Genomic DNA, 19,507 nt, shown 5'->3' with positions numbered 1-19,507 from the left:
GGGAAGGAGAAGGAGCCGACAAAACTCCAAAAATCATTTGACAGGATACAAATTGTATCATAAACTAAGGCTGTCTTGAGATACATATTGTATCCTATGCTTGGAAACGCATCGTCCGAATCAACCTTCTGTACGACCACATTTAACGCTTAGGGGCGGATGAACATGGATTTGGAATTAATAAAGTACATGACGGCAATCAAGAAGCGCTTCTGGGTCATCGTGCTTGCGGTGTTGGTGGCCTGCGCTTCCGCTTTCTTTTATTCGCGGAGCATGGAGTCCGATTATTATTCGGCCACCACCAAGTTGATCGTGAACAAAACCTCTCAAGTGCTTGGCGGCGAACAAATGGATCTCAATGCGATCGGCGTTAGCATGCAGCTCATGGGAACTTACGCCCAGATCATTTTATCTCCGGCCATTATGGACAAAGTCGTCGAGCAATTTCCCGATCTCGGTTTGACCTCGAATCGGCTCATGGGCATGGTGACCGTCCGGCCCCTTGGAGAGACGCAGGTCATGGTCATCGCCGCTCGCGACACGAGCTACGCCAGAGCCGCAGAAGCCGTAAACGCGGTGACGGACGTGTTTCAGGCGGAAATCCCTAAAATCATGAAGGTGGACAATGTGACGGTCCTGAACAAGGCGAAGGAAAATGAACCGACGTCTCCCACCGGGCAAAACCTGACCAAAAATATCGCGATCGCTTTTCTTGTGGCATTCACGCTTGCGACCGGCGTTATCGTTCTTTTGGAGTATTTGGATACGACGATCAAATCGGAAGAAGAAATTTGGCAGCTGTTCGGCGTACAAACCTTTGCGGTCGTTCCCCGCATGAGAACGAGAGATTTTCGCAGAAAAGCCAAAAAAGGCAGAAGGAACCGAGCGGCCGGTCCACGCCGCTGCGGCGATCAGAACGGAGGGAAAAGCCTAATGACCACGCCCGCATTGAAATCCGCGACCATCATGGACAGCAATCCCTTTTCTCCCGTATCGGAAACCTATCATACCCTGAGAGCCAATATTGAATTTCTGTCCAACAAAACGCCGATCGAAGCGATCACCGTCACCTCGACCGAATGGGGCGAAGGGCGGACGACCACTGCGGTCAATCTGGCGCTGGCCTACGCGAGGTCCGGCAAAAAAGGTGCTTTTGATCGACGCGGATTTGAGAAGACCTACCCTGCACGCGATTCTGGGGCAGCTTCGCAGAGACGGGCTTAGCAATTATTTGGCGAATCAACAGACGCTTCAAGATATCGTTAAAGAATCCGGCTACTCGAATCTGCATGTGATTACGGCAGGCGATCAACTGCCCGGGCCGACCGAATTGCTATCCTCCGGCAGGCTTGCAGAGCTGTTCGATGAGCTAAAGGGGCGGTACGACCGTGTCATCGTGGACGCTTCGCCCGTGAACGCCGCGGCCGACGCGCAGATCGTCGCCGCATCTACCGACGGCGTCGTGCTTGTCGTCGCATACGCGAGCACCAAGCGGGCCGAGCTCCAGAAGACCGCGAAGACGCTCTCCCAGAACGGTACGCCATTGCTCGGCATCGTGCTTAATAAAGCGGATCGCGACCGTTAGAAGATCTCTTTTTCAATATCAGTGCGCCGTTCGACGGGCGCGAAGGTAATGTCTACCGGACCTTTATCACCGTAGGCACTCGGCCATGCTGTGGGTGATTCGTCACCTTAGGCGTGCATCGTCAAGGGTGTGGCGTGAGGAGGGGTTAGATGCCCTGTCTTTATTTTAATTATTTCCGAGGACTGACCGGAGGCGATACAGCTCATGAAAAAAGTCCGTAAAGCGATTATTCCCGCCGCTGGGCTCGGTACCCGGTTTTTGCCCGCTACGAAAGCGATGCCGAAGGAAATGCTTCCGATCATCGATAAGCCTACGATTCAATATATCGTGGAAGAAGCGGTGGATTCGGGCATCGAAGATATTATCATCGTGACGGGCAAAGGAAAGCGGTCGATCGAAGATCACTTCGATCACGCTTTTGAATTGGAGAGCAACCTGGCGGAAAAGGGCAAGCTCAAGCTGTTGGAAGAGGTCCGGCGATCTTCCAAGGTCGAGATCCACTATATCCGTCAGAAGGAACCGAAAGGCCTGGGTCACGCGGTTTGGTGCGCAAGACGGTTTATCGGAGACGAACCGTTTGCCGTCCTGCTTGGCGACGATATCGTTCGATCCGAGGTGCCTTGCCTCAAACAGCTTATTCATCGGTATGAACGCACGGGATCGCCGATTATCGGCGTGCAGCCTGTATCGGATCTGGAGACGCAGCGCTACGGGATTATAGACCCCGCAAGCAAAGAAGGCCGCATGTACAAGGTGGCCAGCTTCGTCGAAAAGCCGGCTCTCGGCACGGCGCCGTCCAATCTGGCCATTATGGGGCGATATGTTCTTACGCCCGAGGTCTTCCATTTTCTCGAGCTGCAGGAACTTGGAGTCGGCGGCGAGATTCAACTGACCGACGCGATCTCCAAACTGAATGAAATCCGGCAAGCATATGCCTATCATTTCTCGGGAAGGCGATACGATGTCGGCGAAAAGTTAGGCTTCATCTTGACGACGATCGACTTCGCCCTGCAGAACGAAGAGCTCCGCAAGCCGTTGCTGGAAGCCATGGAGAATCTCATGCAGTCCGCGTATACGGCCGGCACGATCAGTTAAGGGGGACACATGGCGAAGTCTTCGAAGGATTTGGAGATGGCATACGCCGGCGTGCCCTATCATTCCGCCGGGATCGCGAGGAGCGCGCCGGGATCGCACCGATCCTACGAACGTTCCAAGCGGATGCTCGATATCCTGATGGCGTCTATTGGATTGGTTGCGCTAAGTCCGCTGATGGTTATCGTGGCCATCATGATTAAAATCGACGATCCGCGAGGAAGCGTCTTTTTCCGGCAGGTGCGAGTCGGCAAGTGGGGACAAGAGTTCACGATGTTCAAGTTCCGATCGATGGCGACGGACGCGGAGCAAAGGCTCGAACAATTGCTCCGGCTTAACGAGATTCAAGGCAAAATGTTCAAAATGAAAAACGATCCGAGAATTACGAGAATCGGCCGACTGCTGCGCAAGACGAGCCTAGACGAGCTGCCCCAGCTCTGGAACGTGCTGACGGGAGAGATGAGCCTCGTCGGGCCAAGGCCTTCGCTGCCGAGAGAGGTGGAGCAATATACGATCGCGGAGCGGGAACGGCTGCATGTCATTCCGGGCTGCACGGGGTTGTGGCAGGTCAGCGGGAGAAGCCGCCTGAGCTTCGAGCAGATGGTAGCGCTCGACTTATACTACATCCGCCACCGGAACCTGCGCATGGATATCGGACTGATATTCCGTACGTTCAAGGTGATGATTCTGAAAAGCGACGCGTATTGAGAAAACGCATGGCGACTCCGGAGGTAAACGATGAAAGTAACGGTTATTGGCACGGGGTACGTTGGACTTACGACGGGCGTATGCCTGGCTTATATCGGGCATGAGGTCGTGTGCGCGGATACGAACGACAGCAAGATCCAGGACTTGCAGAAAGGCCGCATTCCGTTTTATGAATCCGGATTGCCCGAGATGCTGGAAGCAAGCAGGGAGCGGATCCGCTTTACCTCGGATTGCCGGGAAGCTGCCGAAAAGGCCGATATCGTCATCCTGGCCGTGGGCACGCCGGCAAAGGCGGAGGGAGCTCCGGAACTCGCGTATCTCTACTCTGCGATGGAAACGGTTCTTGACGGCATCGCCGACAAGTCCGCGCCGACGCTCATCGTCAATAAGAGCACGGTGCCCGTCGGCACCGGCGACAAGCTGGCGGCGCTTATGGCTTCCCGAGGAATCTCCCAACGCGCGGACGTCGCCTCGAACCCGGAGTTTCTTCGCCAAGGCAGCGCGATACCGGATACGCTCTATCCGGAACGAATCGTCGCCGGCGGCTCGCCGATGGCGCAAGCCGCGTTAAGAGAGCTTTACGGTCCGCTCCTCAGACAGGAATTTTCTCCTCCCGATTTCGCTCCCAGGCCGCCTGGCCTCGCGTCGGTTCCTTTTTTACGCTGTGGATTTGAAAAGCGCGGAGCTCGGCAAATACGCGGCTAACGCGTTTCTGGCCATGAAAATCAGCTTTATTAACGAAATGGCCAACCTCTGCGACCGGGTCGGCGCGGACGTCTCGGAGATCGCCTCGATATTGGGCTCGGACTCTCGCATCGGGAAGGCGTTTTTGCAAGCGGGCATCGGATACGGCGGAAGCTGTTTTCCGAAAGACACCAAAGCCTTGCATCACATCGCGGGCACGAGCGGCTACGATTTCAAGCTGTTGTCCTCCGTGATCGAGGTGAATCGGTTTCAAAAATACGTACTCATCGGAAAACTGCGCGGCGCTTTAGGTTCGCTTGCCGGCCGACGGGTGACGGTACTGGGGCTAACCTTCAAGCCCGAGACGGACGATATGCGCGAAGCGCCGAGCCTGTCGGTCATCGAGGCGCTGCTCGCCGAGGGCGCAAGCGTGACGGCGCACGATCCCGTTGGCTTGAAGGCGGCGAAGGCTTTGCTGCCGGCCGATGTCAAGACAACGGCGAACCTGGACGAAGCCTTGCAGGACGCGGATGCGGCGGTGCTCGTTACCGAATGGCCGGTCTACCTTAATTATGGAGGACGTACATACCGCGAGCGGATGAAGCATCCGATATTCGTGGACGGCCGTAACGCGCTGCCGGCGTCCGAGAGAAGCTGGCTTGACTATTACGGGGTAGGGATGCGTACGTTGCCGTCGGCAGCGCTCTCGACATGATCGGCAAGCAGGAAGGATGCTGCGGGAAAGGATGAGGATGTTGGGCGCTATAAGCAAGGCGATTGCGGTAATCGCCTACGAGCTTCCCTCCGACCGGGAGCGAACGGGAGGCGTGAGCCATTTTAACCATCGCTTGTGCAATCGGTTAACCGAAATGGGCCATCGCGTTACCGCCTATTCGGTGAGAACGCCGGACGAGGTGCAGGATGCCGCGTACCGGATCGTGACTGTAGCGGAGAAAGCGACGCAAGGCAGATTGCGTCGTTATTATGCGGCTCCGCTGTTAGGGCGGAAGTTGTCGTTCGACGCGTACGATCTCGTGCTTTCGAGCGGCGACGATTGGGCCATGAGAAGAACCGGGACCCCATGGGTCAGGATCATGCATGGCAGCGCATGGCGGGAGTTGGCGCACAACAAACGCGCGCTTCGGAAGGCCAATCTGCTGCTGCAATATGCGCTCGAACAAGTCTCGGCCGCGCGTTCGGACATTACGCTGTTTAATTCGGGAGATACGCGCGGGCTTTACCCCAAAAGAAAAAGCGACAAGGTCGTGCATCTCCCCATCGATGCCCGGCGCTTTTCTCCGGGTCCAAAAAACGACGCGCCTACGCTATTGTTCGTAGGGGGGCTCGATAGTCGCAAACGAGGGAGATGGCTGCTCAAGCTGTTTAAAGAGCGAATTCGGCCCTCGATTCCGGAGGCCCAGCTATGGATGGTTTGCGATCCTTCCGAGGAAGCGCCGGGCGTTACTTATTTTCGAATGTTGTCGCAGGAGCAGCTGGCCGATTTGTACAGACAGGCTCATGTCTTTTGCATGCCCTCGACTTATGAGGGGTTCGGGCTTCCTTATCTGGAGGCGATGGCCAGCGGCACGCTCGTCGTAACGACCCCGAATCCGGGCGCGATCGAGTTGTTGGCCGGCGGGGCGTATGGGCGAATCGTAGAAGACCGCGATTTGGCGGATGCGTTAATAGAGTCGCTTCTTACGCCTGTCCATCACGGGCGTTGGACGGTGCCGGCTCTCAGGTGGGCAAGGGATCACGACTGGTCCGTGCTGGTTGACGAATTTTTGCTGGCGGGCGAGGGCCCGGTCGGGGTTAATACGCGATAAATGAGGGATAACGGTTGAGAATGACGGACGTTGCAAGCATGCGAACGAAGCAAAAAAAGGCGTGGATGCCGATGGTCCAAAAAGCGGCGTTGCTAACGATCGGCTTGGGCGTCTCCGCGTGGATCGGCAAGACGGTCATTTTGCGGCCCGAGTGGTTGCTGCAGGCTTCGATTCTGGTCATGATCCTTATCCCCGGTTTTATTCTCGCGGCGACGAACGCCTCGAAGTTGGTTCCGTACGTCATCCTGATCTGGTTAGTGGGGCCGGAGATACGCAGATTGATGGATTGGGGGCTCTTGGGCTCGTATTCCTCGTTGACGCTGCTGAGCCTGGCGCCTGTCCTTGCGACTTCGCTCCTGGCGCTGCCGCTCTTCCGAAGAGAGCGCGCGCCGTCGAGAAAAGAGCTTCGTTTGCTCAAAGCCTATATGCTTCCCTTTGCCTACGCAGGCGCGGTGGGCTTGCTTCTGAACAACCTCGCGGGAATTTACGGATTACTTAATTATGGTGCGCCTCTTATTCTCTTCTTCTACATGATGCTGCGCAAGTCGGACGACGGGGAGCGCGCGGCGTGGATTCGGTTTTATGTCACGATGGGCTCGCTGCTATCCGTCTATGCTTGGTTTCAATATTTATATTTGCCGGCTTGGGACAAAATGTGGATCGAAGGGGCCAAAATGGTGTCTTTGGGTACGGCCGAGCCGCTGAAGTTCAAAGCGTTTTCCACGCTGAACGCCAACGGCGCTTTTTCCGTTTTCCTCGTTTCCGCGATCATGCCCGCGATCATCAACCGCAAATGGCGCGGTCCGTTCGGTTGGGCCGGCGTCTTGTTCATGATCTCCGCGCTTTCCATCACGCTTGTCAGAGCGTCATGGATCGTTCTGATCATCGAGATCGTTTTCTACGCGCTGCTTGCTACCGGCGCCGGCAGGTTGCGAATGATCAGCATCGTGGGCGTGCTCGTCGTTGCGGGTTTTCTCGTGTTTCCGCATCTTCCGGGCGGAGAGGCGCTGTCGGATCGAATCTCGACGATAGGCCATTTGAAGGAGGATGCTTCTGCGAACGCCCGCCTGCTCATCGTGTTCAGTACGATTCCCGATCTGATCTCCCATCCTTTCGGGAGCGGATTTGGAGGCATTGGCAGAAGCACGCTCCTCAACGGAGGCTCGACCGATTTTACAAGCCTTGCATCCGTCGATAACGGATATTTAGGCGTTTTTGCTACTTTCGGTTTGTTAGGCGGCGCGCTTGTGTTCAGAGCGATGTGCCTTCAGGGATTGCTCATACGTAGCAGCGAAGCCGGACCGCTTAGAACTTTGGGATTGATCGTTCTCATCGGTTTGCTCGCAAGCTTCTTTTTCGGTGGAGAGCTTGCGACTTTGCAAGCGGTGATCTTTTTGGTTGTTTACGGGATTGGCGCTTGGCAGAATACCGGATCAAGGCGCCGTCCGAACGACGGAAGAGCTGAATACGAGGCAGGAAAGGATGACTGTATGAGCGCGATGCGAATCGTTGTCGTCAACCATGTCGCGGCGCTTGGCGGCGCCGAACGCGTGCTGATGAATTGGCTTGAAGGGGTGGATCGCGAACGCTACCGCCCCGAGATCGTGCTGCTTGACGAAGGCCCGATGGCGAAGCAGGTTGGCGCGTTGGGCTTCGACGTTCATGTCGTTCCTTCCGGTCGTATCAGACAGCCGTTGAGATTTGCCCGAACGGTCGGCGCCATCCGTCAAGTGGTACGCAATTCGGCGGCGCGCTTAGTCGTGAGCTGGTCGCCTAAGCCGCACTTTTACGGAGGAACGGCCGCATGGCTGGAGCGCGTTCCGGCCATTTGGTGGCAGCATGGCGTGCCTTCCGGCGGGCTGTTCGACAAGTCTGTGAGCTGGCTGCCCGCCAAAGCCGTCGTTTGTCCTTCGACGGCCGTATCGGATGCCCAGCGCAAGGTGCGGGCGGCAAGGCGGACCTTCGTGCAGCCTCCGGGAATTCCGGTCGCCAAGTACGAGGTAGATGGCGAGATCAGGCGCTCGGTTCGAGCATCCTTTGGATTGGCCGACTCTACCACGCTGTTTTCGTTCATCGGCAGGCTTCAGAGATGGAAGCGGACGGATATGGTCATTCGATCGTTTCAAGACGCGCTGAAAGGAAAGGACGCATGTCTGCTGATCGTGGGCGGTGCGTTATTTGGCGTCGATACCGACTTTGAGGAGGAGTTAAAACGGATGGTCGCGAACGCCGGATTGTCCGGGCAGGTTCACTTTGTCGGGCATCAGAGCAGCATCGAACCCTATTTATGGGCGAGCGACGTGGTGGTCAGCAGCTCGGTTTCCGAACCCTTCGGCATGGTCGTCGTCGAGGCGATGGCTGCCGGCCGGATCGTATTGGCCGTTGACGGCGGCGGACCGGCCGAGATCGTGCGGAACGGCGTTAACGGCATTTTGTACGACGGCAGCCCGGATGATTTGAGCCGATGGATGGCTCGGATCGCCGAGAGCCCCGGATCTTACGAGAGGATTGGCGCGGCGGCGGCCAGTCGCGCCAAGGAAGCCTACGCTTCGCAAGTGATGAGCGAGCGGTTCGGCGAATTTCTCGAGCGGTCGCTGACATCGTAAACGCAGTAGTAAAGGGGACCTCCTCATGAAGCGCCTGTTCATATCCAGTTTCATGCTTAATATCGCGGTTATGGCGCTCAACGTCGTAACGGGCATCATGATGGCAAGATGGCTGGGCCCCTACGCCAGAGGGGGAGTTCGCCGCGGCTACGCGTTGGGCGATGCTGCTCATCGGATTGTTCGCGGTAGGTTTGCCCGGCGCCATGATTTATTTAGGCAAACAGTATCAAGGGCGTCAGCGGGAGCTTCTCGGCGCCTATCTGCTGCTGGGCCTTGGATTTGGCGCGCTGGGGCTCGCTGTCGGCGAGATGGCGCTGCCCTTATTATTGGGCGATGAATCGGGCGAAGTCCTGCAGTACGCTCGCATTGCCATGCTATGCCTGCCCTTCGCCGTTCTGACCGACGGCTTGATCGGCGCGCTGCAGAGCCGCAATCAATTTAAAAAAGTGTTGATCCTTCGGGTTCTCAGCCCGCTAGGGCAAATCGCGGTCATCGGGGGGACTGGAGGCGACCGGGCGTTTAACCGTGGGAGGCCTGATCTGGTTCAACACGGTACTTTGGGGAGGACTTACGTTTCTATTGACCATGATCTGGGTCGTTCGCGCGATCCGCCCCTCGTTGCGCGATTTTCGGACGCAGGCCAAGGATCTGACGTCGAACGGCGTCAAGATTTTCGGCGGTTCAATCGTCGCCATTTTCGGGGGGGAACTTCGATCAGCTCGTGCTATCGCTGGCACTGTCGCCGTACTCGCTCGGCCTGTACGCGGTAGCTTCGAGCATAGGCGGCTTGCTGCCTTCGGTTGTCTTCGGCGCGCTTGGCGTATTTTTATGGCCGAAGCTGATGGATTTGAACGAAGAACAGCGTCAGCGCAAGGTGGAGAGTATCCACGCCTTGTTGTTCTACGGCAGCTTGGCGGTCACGGCCGCCGGCGCCTCTCTTCTTCCCTTTGCGCTGCCGCTGCTCTACGGACGAGAATATGAGCCTGCCGTTTGGATGGGACTCTTACTGCTTGCCGGATCTCCGCTCAGGATATGCAGCGCGGTACTCATCAATTATTTGAACACCATCGGCAAGTTCCATGCCGTAACGCTGTCCGAGATCGTCAGTTTGTCCTCGGGATTCGCGATCATGCTGGCGCTGCTGCCCGTCTCGGGCGGAACGTCGGCGGCGATTGCCATGCTGGCCGCTTCCGCGGTCAAATGGATCTATGCGGCAGTTGTCGCTTGCCGATCCGGGTTGTCCCCGACGGATTTGTTCAAACCCGATATGCGCTTGCTAAGCTTGAGAAGGATACGGGCCGTACGAAGGCCCGCGATAGACGCCAGGTCCGAAGGATAAATTCAATAAATATGGTGGAGGGTGCGGGATGACGAGTGTTACCGTCGTTGTTCCCTCGTACAGGCGTCCGGACGAATTGTCCAGATGCCTTGAGGGGCTTAATCGTCAGCTATATCCGAGATATGATGTCGTAATCGTGGTTAGGAGCGGCGACGAAGAAACGAAAGCGTTGGCGCTGCGCTGGCTCGCCACCGATTCCAGCTACGGCAAATCGGTAACCGAGGTGTCTGAATCCGGCGTGCTTGCGGCCATGAAGGCAGGGACGAATGTCGCGTTGGGGGACATTATCGCTTATACGGACGACGATGCCGTCCCTCGTCCGGACTGGCTGGAGAAGCTGGTTCGGCATTACGCGGATCCGCGGGTGGGCGGCGTGGGGGGGAGAGATGTCCAGCCTGGCATCCCGGCAAAGCCGGGGTGCGGCGTGGGCCTCGTCACCTGGTACGGGAAGTTGATCGGCAACCATCATATCGGCGACGGTCCCGCGCGCGAAGCGGACGTTCTGAAGGGCGTGAATATGTCCCTTCGCAGGGAACTGACCGAATTTCCCCAAGGCTTGCTCGGGACGGGCGCGCAAGTGCACTTCGAAGTCCATATGTGCCTGAGAGCGAGATGGCTTGGCTACAAGCTGATTTATGACGCGTCGGCCGTCGTTGACCATTATCCCGCGCCTCGCTTCGATGAAGATCAGCGGGGGGAAAGCCGTTCCCGAAGCTGCCGCGAATGCCGCCTACAATCTTCAGCTTGGCATTCTCAGATGGGGCGGCTTGCTTCGTATGACGTCGCGTTTCGTATATGCGGCGTTCGTAGGCGATCGGACGACGCCCGGTTTGGTTCGTCTTGCGGTCGCATGGACCCGCGGCGAGCGCCTCGTCGTATCCTCGTTCATACCGGGACAGCAGGGTTATTGGCGGGGCCTGAGACGATGGATGAAAACCGGCAGGGATCGGTTCAGATCAGCGAACGCGGGGATGGGTGGTCGAGATTGAACATCCTGCAGATCGCGGATCACTTCGGTCCGACGGGCGGGCTCGAAAGATTCATATACGAATTCACGAGACGCCTGACGGATCGCGGAGTCTTGTCCCAGGTCGCGGTGATGGAATTAGATTCGCGACACGATTGGGGGGAAGAGCGTATCGACGTGCGCCTTCTCCCGGACGACAGGGAAGCATGGGAGGCGTTGGCGACTCGCTTCCGACCGGATATCATCGTTTGGCACGCAGGACCCGAAACGGCTAAAATGGCCGAACTGTTGTCGGCTTATGCGCCGGTTACGGCTACCGTGCACCGTCCGCTTTGTCCGTCAGGCGCGCGGCTATTCCGGGACGTCGACGAGATTTGCGTGCACCCCACGGGCGCGGGGTGCTTGTACCGATGGTATGCGCGCAAATGCGGCACGGACATTTCGCCGCTGGAGGCGCTGCGCGCGTTGAAACGGAGCGGAGGACTGATCGGGGCGCTCCGCGGCTGCGACCGCGTATATGCGGTCAGCCGATCGATGAGCGATTTTCTAGCGCTGGAAGGGATCGATCCTGCACGGCTGAGCGTGATCGATAATTCCTTCGGCGGCAATGACTCGACTGGATATCCTCCTCTTCAGGGACGGCGCGTCAAGGAAGAGCTGGAATTGTTGTACGTCGGAAGGATCAACTATACCAAAGGCGTGCAGTATCTTTTAAGAGCGGTTCGGCGACTTTTGGATGACGGACATCGCGTTCGGGCGACGATCGTCGGAGACGGCTGGTTTACGGACAACATGAGAAACCTTGCCCTTGAATTGGGCTTGCGCAAAGAGGTCGTTTTTACGGGCCACGTGAACGGTTCGGCCATCGACGCTTATTACGACAATGCGGATATTCTGGTCGTGCCGTCCGTCTGGCCGGAACCGGCGGGACTCGTCGTGCCGGAAGCGAGACGCAGAGGCAAGCCGGTCGTCGTATTCGACGCGGGCGGATTATCGGAGTGGCAATCGTACATGGACGGCGTATATACGGCGAAGCGCGCGGATGTACAAGACTTGGCGGACACGATCGTCGAAGCGTCGGAGAACGATCATTCCCGGGAAGCCGTGCGGCCTATCCATCTGAACGCCGACAAGCGCACGAATCTGATCGAGGATTTGGTGGCGATGAGCCTCATGCTCGGAAAGGAGGTCGCCGGAAAATGATCATGCCGATCTATGCCGGAAGTTCGTCGGGTTTCGGCGAAGGCGGACTTGGCGGCCATCTCAGTTTTATTCATAAAGCGGCTATCGGAGCCGGTCGGCCGATTCAAATCTTGTGCCGGGAGCAAGCGGCGAAGCCTCCCCCTGGAACGCTGCCAAACCATTCCGGCGCCAGCTTGGACACGGGCGATGAAATATACGCCGATCAGGTGGTCTCCGGCCATGCAGTCCAGCCTGACCGGTCGCCAATTCGACGCCGGCGCCGCCGAACGTCTGCCGGAACGTCCGATCGTCTATCATAGTTTTCCCGGATTCGCGGAACGATCCTTCGAAAAAGTGAAGCGCTGGGGAGGCGTCACCGTACTGGAGGCTGCCACGACGCATGCCGACCACGTCTACGAGGTGACCGAGGCCGAGCATAGAAAATATCGCATGGGCGGATCCCCTTTCTCCCGCCAATGGCTGCGCCGGGTCCGGCGAGAATACGAGCTTGCGGATTTTATTACGATCGCATCGGCTCTTCAGCGGGACAGCTTTATCAGCCGCGGCGTGCCTGCAGAAAAGTTGCTTTATGCGCCTCTGGGGATCGATACCGCCAGATTTACGGGACCCCCGCCCGAATTCCGGCGCAGAGCGACCGGTTCGAAGTTCCGCATCGTACAGGTAGGGCAGATCTCGCTTCGAAAAGGGTTCATTTACCTGCTCGAAGCCGTTCGTCTTCTGAACGATACCGAGATCGAAGTCGTGCTGATCGGCGGCATCGGTTGGCGGGCCATACGGGAAACGATCGAACATTTCAAACGGATGGGCGTATCGATTCGCCACGCGAGCGGCGATCCGCTGCCGGCGCTTCGGGAAGCCCATCTTTACGTACACGCATCCGTGGAGGACGGCTTCGGCCTTGCGCCGCTCGAAGCGATGTCCTCCGGATTGCCCGCCGTCGTGACGAACCAGACGGGCATGCAGGATCTGATCGAAGACGGCGAGGACGGTCTCGTCGTGCCGAGCAGAGATCCGCGGCGTCTTGCCGATGCGATCGCGCTGCTCAAGAACGACGAGGCATTGCGGCTCGCCATGGGCGAGGCGGCGGCGCGCAAGGCGCGCAATCACGACGCGGGCGCCGCGGCCAGGCGCTACGCAAGCGCGCTGCGTCCGGCGTGGGGTTGAACGGGATGCTGACACGTTCGTTCAAAATCTCGCTTGCCGCGAATATGCAGCGACTGCTTCGTTTTATTCAATATTGGTCGGTTCAGCGTAAAGGTCCCGAAACGGATCTCACCGTCACGATCGAGAGCGGGAGCAGGATTCATCCGGACGTCAAGATCGGACGCCATACGTATATCGGACACAATGTCCATGCCGACGCCGGTACGATCGGGGCATTCTGCTCGATCTCCTGGAACGTGACCATCGGAGCGGACGAACATCCGCTTTCGGGCGTGTCCAGGCATCCTTTTTGGTATGCGCCAGATCATCGCGGCCTTCGCGCTGCCGAGCGCAGATGGTCGCAAACCAAACCGGCCCCCGTCATCGGCAACGACGTATGGGTTGGCACGGGAGCGACGATTTTGCGCGGCGCAGTCATTGAAGACGGCGCAGTCGTGGCGGCCGGCGCGCTCGTGACCGGGCATGTGCCGGCTTATTCGGTCGTAGGCGGGGTGCCGGCCAAAGTAATCCGAACGTTATTTGACGCTGAGACCGTCTCGGCGCTGCGCGAAATGCGCTGGTGGGACTGGGATGACGCCAGGCTGCAAGAGATGGCTCCGTATTTCGGCAATCCGGCGGCATTGCTTCTCCGGTGGAAGCAATCGCGCGGCGATGCGCCGGGAAAGCCGGAGGATAAGGCCATATGAGCGATCGTTTTAAAGGCATGAGCGGATGGAAAAGCCGTTTCGCGATCACTTTTCATGCTTTTCTGCAGTACTGGACCGCGCGGGCGGTTCAAAATCAGCCGCTCATCCATGAGTCGGCTTTTATTTTGCCGCTTGCGAAGGTCGGCCCGAGTGTTTCGATCGGCCGTTACAGTTACGTGCGCGGGGGCGCCTTGATCGACGCCGGCAGTATCGGCGCTTTTTGCTCGATAGGACCGAACGTGCTGATCGGCGGCGACGACCATCCGCTGGATGCGGTGTCCACCCATCCTTTCTGGTATTGCGAGGACGGCTTGACCATGCCTCGCGAAGCGGCCGCCGAACCGGGGTGGACGCAACCTAAGCCGGCACCCGTCATCGGGAACGACGTCTGGATTGGCGCCGGCGCGCAGGTGCTGCGGGGAGCCGTCGTCGAAGACGGCGCCGTCATCGGAGCGGGCGCGATCGTCACGGGCCGGATACCGGCGTACGCCATTGCAGTCGGCGTGCCTGCCAAAATCGTAAGGTATCGCTTCGGCGCAGAGGAGAGGGAAAGGCTGCTGCGGAGCCGCTGGTGGGAAAAAATGCGGACGAGATCGCGCGAATCCGGCATCTGTTCGCGGATCCGCAAGCGTTCCTGGGCAATTTAACGACCGAGGATGAGCTGCGTGAAGCAGACGATACGAGGCGCACGGATCAAGCGGAGGCTGCCGATAAGGGGGAAGCGGTATGAACATTTTAACGACGGGAATGGGATGGATCGATCACAAGCCCGGCGGTTTGAACCGGTACTTTGCGGATTATTCGAGCGCGATGACGGAGGCGGGGCATGAGCTGCGGGCCCTCGTCACCGCGGACGGAGATCGGCGCACGGCGCCCGCGTACGTCGAGGCCGTCCCCGGCAGCGGCGACGGTACGGGAACTTGGGATCGTATGCGAGCCTTCCGAAAGGCGATCGGAGGAGTGAATCGAAAATCATGGGTGCCGGAAATTTACAACCCCCATTTCGCGCTATATGCATCGCTAGTAAATAGAGGTTCGCTGCCTCGCGACATTCCGATTGTCACCCATTTTCACGGCCCTTGGGCGGAGGAGTCGATGGTAGAGGATAAGGGAGCGTCGACGGTTCGATTGCTCCGTTATCGCATGAAAAAATCGGTAGAGAGTTTGGCCTATCGGCGTTCGGACAGGTTTATCGTGCTAAGCCGACACTTTGCCGAGATTTTAGAGCGAGATTACGGCATTCCCGAAGAACGTATCGTACGGATTCCGGGAGCGGTGGACGTCTCGCGCTTTCGGCCGGCCGGAGACGTTCGTCAAGTTCGGGAGGAACTCGGAATCGGAGAGGGGCGGCGCGTGCTGTTCTGCGTGCGCAGGCTCGTCAGAAGGATGGGGATCGACAGGCTCATTCAGGCGATGGCGGCGGTCTCGGCGGAGCACCCCGAAGCCGTTCTCATTATCGCAGGAGACGGTTCGATGCGGAGCGAGCTGGAAGCGTTGTCCGGCAAGCTGGGATTAGCGGGAAAGGTTATCTTTACCGGACGCTTGTCCAACGAGAAGTTAGTGAAGTGGTATCAAGCCGCCGATTGCAGCGTCGTGCCGACCGTTACGCTGGAAGGCTTCGGATTGGTGACGGTGGAGTCTCTCGCTTGCGGCACGCCCGTGATGGGTACGCCGAACGGCGGCACGCGGGAGATCCTGTCGCCTTTCGAACCCTCGTTGCTCTTCGAAGACGATTCTGCCGAGGCGATGGCGAAGTCGATCAAGCGCTGGCTAGGCGGCCAAAACCACTTGCCGAGCCGCGAGCTTTGCAGAAGGCACGTCCTGGAGCATTATACGTGGACCGAAGTTGCCGGACGCGTCACCGCAGTATTTGAAGCGGCTATAGAATCGCGCAGGAGGAGGTCTGCTCGATGAAGGTCGGTTATTACAACCATACGGCTGACGTTAGCGGCGCGGAGATTAGTTTGCTGACGATGGCCTCCAATCTCTGGGAGAACGAGGCGGTGATGCTCGGCCCGGAAGGAGAGCTTGCAGACAGGGCGCGTGCCGCCGGACTTCAATACGCGGTCGTGCCCGGCTACCGGGCGCGCCTGACGCGGAATCCGCTGAAGCTGCTTCGCCACGCGGTCGGCATGGCCGCGGAAGGCAGGCGACTGGCCAAGCTTATCCGCGAGCACGAGCTGGATATCGTACATGCGAATTCGATTCGCGCGGGCCTCATCGTTTCCTTGTTCGCGCGGCCAAGGAAGCTTCCCGTCGTCTGGCATATTCGGGACCATATGCCGCAAGGCTTGGTCGGGAAGTTCGTGAGAGCCGTGGCCGCGCGCAGCGCGTCGTCGCTCGTATGCATCTCCGAAGCGGTCAGGCAAGGCACGGCCGAGTTGGCGGACAAGTCGGCCCGAAGGTCCGAATCGGGCTCGAGGCGGGGCGCACCGCGCGAGCTTGCCACCGTCATCCACAACGGCGTCGCCCTCGAGCACGCCGACGAAGCCGACCGCGAGGCGGATCGCGTCCGAATCCGGCGCGAGCTCGGCGCTTCGCCGGACGCGGTCGTCGTGACGATCGTCGGCCAGATCGCGCCGTGGAAGCGGCAGGAGGACGCGATCGAGGCGCTCCGGCTGCTGCTCGCGCGCGGGATGGACGTACGGCTCTGGGTCGTCGGCGAGCCGAAGTTCCGCGAGGAAAACATCGCGTACGCCGAGCGGCTGAAGACGATGGCGGCCGCGGCGGACCTGGCGGGACGCGTCGTATTTACGGGCTTCAGAAGCGATATCAAGGAGATCTGCCGGGCGGCGGATCTCCTTGTCTTATGTTCGGACAACGAGCCGTTCGGCCGCGTATTGATCGAGGCGATGGGAGAAGGGATTCCGGTCGTGGGCACGCGGGCCGGCGGCGTTCCCGAGATCGTGACCGAAGGCGTGAGCGGGCTGCTGTACGAGGTCGGCGAAGTCCGCGCCCTGGCCGACCGCATCGGAGAGCTGATCGCGCAGCCCGAGCGCAGGCTCGTCATGGGGCGGGCGGCCTACGACCGCGCGCGCAGCAAGTTCGGCATCGCCTCGACGGTCACCAAGATCGAGGCGCTTTATCGCGAGCTCCGGCCCGCGCGGGGCGCGGGACCGCGGGTAGCGATCGTTCACGACTACCTGAACCAGATGGGCGGCGCGGAGCGGGTCGTCTCCTCGCTGCTGCGCATGTATCCGGAAGCGCCGATTTTCACGACGATCGCGGACAGGTCCAGGCTGCCCGCGGATTTGCGTTCGGCGGATATCCGGACGACGTGGATGCAGCGCATTCCGGGCATCAACAAGCGCTTTAAATGGTATTTCTGGCTATACCCGATCGTGGTGCGGTCGATGAACCTGAGCGGCTACGACCTGATCGTCAGCTCGAGCAGCGCGTATGCCAAAGGGGTGCGCGTGCCCGAAGGCGCCGTGCACGTGTGCTACTGCCACACGCCGATGCGCTTCGCCTGGGACTACGGGAATTACGTGAAGGACATGGAGCTGCCCGCGCTTGTGAAGAAGCTGTCGAGTTTCCTGATCGCCCCGCTTCGCCGCTGGGACGCGGCGAATACCGCGGGAGTGGACGAACTGATCGCCAATTCGAGCATCGTACAGGAGCGGATTCGCGACCACTACGGCAGGCAGGCGACGATCATTCATCCGCCGGTCGATACCGGGCGGTTCGACCGCGCGGGCGCGGAGGAGCGCGCGCCAGGCGACTATTATCTCGTCGTATCGCGGCTCGTCTCATACAAGCGGATCGATCTGGCCGTCGAGGCGTGCTCCTTGCTCGGCGAGCGGCTGATCGTCGTGGGCGACGGGCCGGATCGCGAGCGGCTGGCGCGGCTGGCCGGTCCGAGCGTCTCCTTCCTCGGACGACTGCCGGACGGCGAAGTCGAGCGCCTTATGCGCGGATGCCGGGCGCTCCTTTTTCCGGGCGTCGAGGACTTCGGCATTACGCCGCTCGAGGTCAACGCTTGCGGGCGGCCGGTTATCGCTTATCGGGAGGGCGGGGCGCTGGATACGATCCGCCAAGGCTTGAACGGCCTGTTTTTTGAAAAGCAGACGCGAGAGTCGCTCGCGAGGACGCTGCTCGGATTCCAGTCCTGGACATGGGATTCGGCGCGCATCCGCGCCTATGCGGCGGGCTTCGGCGAGGAGCGGTTCGAGCGCGAGATCCGGTCCGCCGTATCCGCGGCGCTGTCCGCCAGAGAGCAGCCGGCGGCAAGCCCGGCAGGACAAAGAAAGGAAGCGGTCGTATGAAGCTGGTTTTACTGTCTGGAGGATCGGGCAAGCGGCTGTGGCCGCTCTCCAACGAGACCCGGTCCAAGCAGTTTTTGAAGGTGCTCGAGCGCGAGGACGGCGCGATGGAATCGATGGTTCAGCGCGTCTGGCGCCAGCTCGGCGCGTCGGGTCTGGCGGGAGACGCCTATATCGCGACCGGCAGCAACCAGGCGGAAATGATCCGCTCGCAGCTCGGGGATGTGCCGATGGTGCTGGAGCCGCATCGTCGCGATACGTTTCCGGCAATCGCGCTGGCCGCCGTCTACCTGTACGCGATCGAAGGCGTCTCGCTGCAGGAGACGATCGCCGTGCTGCCGGTCGATCCGTTCGTCGAGGATCGCTTTTTCGACCGCGTCGCGGATCTGGATCGAGTGCTCCATGCGTCCGGCGCCCCGCTCGCTTTGATGGGCGTGAAGCCGCTGCACCCCTCCGAGAAATACGGCTATATCGTCCCGAAGCCCGCGGCCGCGAGCGCCGATCTTTCGTCTTCGGATGCTTGGCAGCTCGTCGGCCGGTTCACGGAGAAGCCGTCCGAGGAAGAGGCGAAGCGGCTCATCGCGGAGGGCGCGCTATGGAATTGCGGCGTATTCGCCTTCCGACTCGGCATGCTGATCGATATGTTGATCGAAAAGCAGCTGCCCATCAACTACGAGGAGCTGGTCCGCAGCTACGAAAGGATGCCGAAGATCAGCTTCGATTATGAGGTCGTCGAGCAAGCCGACACGGTCGCGGTCTCTGAGTATGACGGGTATTGGAAGGACCTCGGAACGTGGAATACGCTCACCGAAGAGATCAAGACGGGTGTCATCGGCAACGGAACGAAGTGCGGGGAATCGACGGGCTCGCATATCGTCAACGAACTCGGGCTGCCGATCGTGCTGCTCGGGCTGCCGAACGTGATCGTCTCCGCCAGTCCCGACGGCATATTGGTGGCGGACAAACAGAAGAGCCCCAAAGTGAAGGAAATGGTCGGTAGCCGGGACGATGAACCGATGTTCGAGGAACGGCTATGGGGCTCCTACAGAGTGCTCGACTGCAACGTATCCGGCGAGAGCAGCCTTATGAAGGTCGGCTTGATTCAAATGCACGCCGGCAAGCAGCTGCCGTACCATGCGCATCGGCTTCGGAGCGAGACTTGGACGATCGCGTCGGGCGAAGGCGCGCTGCTGCTGGACGGAATCTTGCGCAAAATGCGGGCGGGCGATGTCGTACACATCCCCGCAGCGGCGAAGCACGGCATGCTCGCGTTAACGGACCTGACGCTGGTCGAAGTGCAGATCGGGGCGGATCTGTCCGCCGAGGATGTCAGGGAAATGGCCTGGGACGGGAAGGACCGGGCGTCTATCGGCGGGGGAGAGTGA

At 59.4% G+C, this 19,507-nt stretch carries 17 protein-coding genes; all 17 read left to right on the top strand.

What is annotated here, in order from left to right:
- Positions 1-165 precede the first annotated feature (165 nt).
- The 17 genes from OMP38_RS07860 (at position 166) to OMP38_RS07780 (ending at position 19,507) form a co-directional block, all read left to right on the top strand.
- The gene (locus OMP38_RS07860) at positions 166-1,224 is read left to right on the top strand and encodes a Wzz/FepE/Etk N-terminal domain-containing protein (protein WP_277564582.1); all 1,059 of its coding nucleotides are present in this window, start codon (positions 166-168) and stop codon (positions 1,222-1,224) included.
- Positions 1,169-1,585 (top strand): CpsD/CapB family tyrosine-protein kinase, encoded by a 417-nt coding sequence (locus tag OMP38_RS07855; RefSeq protein WP_277564581.1) that lies wholly within the window; start codon positions 1,169-1,171, stop codon positions 1,583-1,585. Before OMP38_RS07860 ends, OMP38_RS07855 begins: the two co-directional genes overlap by 56 nt.
- A gap of 204 nt (positions 1,586-1,789) precedes the next feature.
- Complete coding sequence (gene galU / locus OMP38_RS07850) at positions 1,790-2,680, top strand: UTP--glucose-1-phosphate uridylyltransferase GalU (protein ID WP_277564580.1); 891 nt, start codon at positions 1,790-1,792, stop codon at positions 2,678-2,680.
- 9 nt (positions 2,681-2,689) lie between these two features.
- On the top strand, positions 2,690-3,385 hold the full coding sequence (locus OMP38_RS07845; RefSeq protein ID WP_277564579.1) for a sugar transferase: 696 nt from the start codon (positions 2,690-2,692) through the stop codon (positions 3,383-3,385).
- 30 nt (positions 3,386-3,415) lie between these two features.
- Entirely contained in the window at positions 3,416-4,090 is a 675-nt protein-coding gene (locus OMP38_RS07840; protein WP_277564578.1) for a 3-hydroxyacyl-CoA dehydrogenase NAD-binding domain-containing protein, read from the top strand.
- Positions 4,056-4,784 carry a nucleotide sugar dehydrogenase gene (locus tag OMP38_RS07835; protein WP_277564577.1) on the top strand — a complete coding sequence of 243 codons (729 nt, stop codon included), beginning with the start codon at positions 4,056-4,058 and terminating at the stop codon, positions 4,782-4,784. The genes OMP38_RS07840 and OMP38_RS07835 overlap by 35 nt, the downstream gene beginning before the upstream one ends.
- Before the next feature lie 31 nt (positions 4,785-4,815).
- Entirely contained in the window at positions 4,816-5,895 is a 1,080-nt protein-coding gene (locus tag OMP38_RS07830; RefSeq protein WP_277564576.1) for a glycosyltransferase family 4 protein, read from the top strand.
- Between the two features lie 38 nt (positions 5,896-5,933).
- The gene (locus OMP38_RS07825; RefSeq protein WP_277564575.1) at positions 5,934-8,501 is read left to right on the top strand and encodes a glycosyltransferase; all 2,568 of its coding nucleotides are present in this window, start codon (positions 5,934-5,936) and stop codon (positions 8,499-8,501) included.
- Positions 8,502-8,662: 161 nt separating this feature from the next.
- Positions 8,663-9,271, top strand: a complete 609-nt coding sequence (locus OMP38_RS07820; protein WP_277564574.1) for a hypothetical protein — start codon at positions 8,663-8,665, stop codon at positions 9,269-9,271.
- Positions 9,223-9,840 carry a lipopolysaccharide biosynthesis protein gene (locus tag OMP38_RS07815; protein ID WP_277564573.1) on the top strand — a complete coding sequence of 206 codons (618 nt, stop codon included), beginning with the start codon at positions 9,223-9,225 and terminating at the stop codon, positions 9,838-9,840. The genes OMP38_RS07820 and OMP38_RS07815 overlap by 49 nt, the downstream gene beginning before the upstream one ends.
- Before the next feature lie 28 nt (positions 9,841-9,868).
- The gene (locus tag OMP38_RS07810; RefSeq protein WP_277564572.1) at positions 9,869-12,010 is read left to right on the top strand and encodes a glycosyltransferase; all 2,142 of its coding nucleotides are present in this window, start codon (positions 9,869-9,871) and stop codon (positions 12,008-12,010) included.
- A gap of 219 nt (positions 12,011-12,229) precedes the next feature.
- Positions 12,230-13,174: a glycosyltransferase family 4 protein gene (locus OMP38_RS07805; RefSeq protein ID WP_277564571.1), complete on the top strand. Its 945-nt coding sequence runs from the start codon at positions 12,230-12,232 to the stop codon at positions 13,172-13,174.
- 5 nt (positions 13,175-13,179) lie between these two features.
- Entirely contained in the window at positions 13,180-13,860 is a 681-nt protein-coding gene (locus tag OMP38_RS07800) for a hypothetical protein (protein ID WP_277564570.1), read from the top strand.
- On the top strand, positions 13,857-14,507 hold the full coding sequence (locus tag OMP38_RS07795; protein WP_277564569.1) for a CatB-related O-acetyltransferase: 651 nt from the start codon (positions 13,857-13,859) through the stop codon (positions 14,505-14,507). The genes OMP38_RS07800 and OMP38_RS07795 overlap by 4 nt, the downstream gene beginning before the upstream one ends.
- 79 nt (positions 14,508-14,586) lie before the next feature.
- Positions 14,587-15,774 carry a glycosyltransferase family 4 protein gene (locus tag OMP38_RS07790; RefSeq protein ID WP_277564568.1) on the top strand — a complete coding sequence of 396 codons (1,188 nt, stop codon included), beginning with the start codon at positions 14,587-14,589 and terminating at the stop codon, positions 15,772-15,774.
- Entirely contained in the window at positions 15,771-18,125 is a 2,355-nt protein-coding gene (locus OMP38_RS07785; protein WP_277564567.1) for a glycosyltransferase family 4 protein, read from the top strand. The genes OMP38_RS07790 and OMP38_RS07785 overlap by 4 nt, the downstream gene beginning before the upstream one ends.
- Complete coding sequence (locus tag OMP38_RS07780; protein ID WP_277564566.1) at positions 18,122-19,507, top strand: sugar phosphate nucleotidyltransferase; 1,386 nt, start codon at positions 18,122-18,124, stop codon at positions 19,505-19,507. The genes OMP38_RS07785 and OMP38_RS07780 overlap by 4 nt, the downstream gene beginning before the upstream one ends.

It is taken from the genome of Cohnella ginsengisoli (genome assembly GCF_029525555.1).
In the GTDB taxonomy this organism is placed as follows: Bacteria; Bacillota; Bacilli; order Paenibacillales; family Paenibacillaceae; genus Cohnella; species Cohnella ginsengisoli.
The sequence above is the reverse complement of the archived record's forward strand: the minus strand, read 5'-3'. Positions and strand labels throughout refer to the sequence as shown.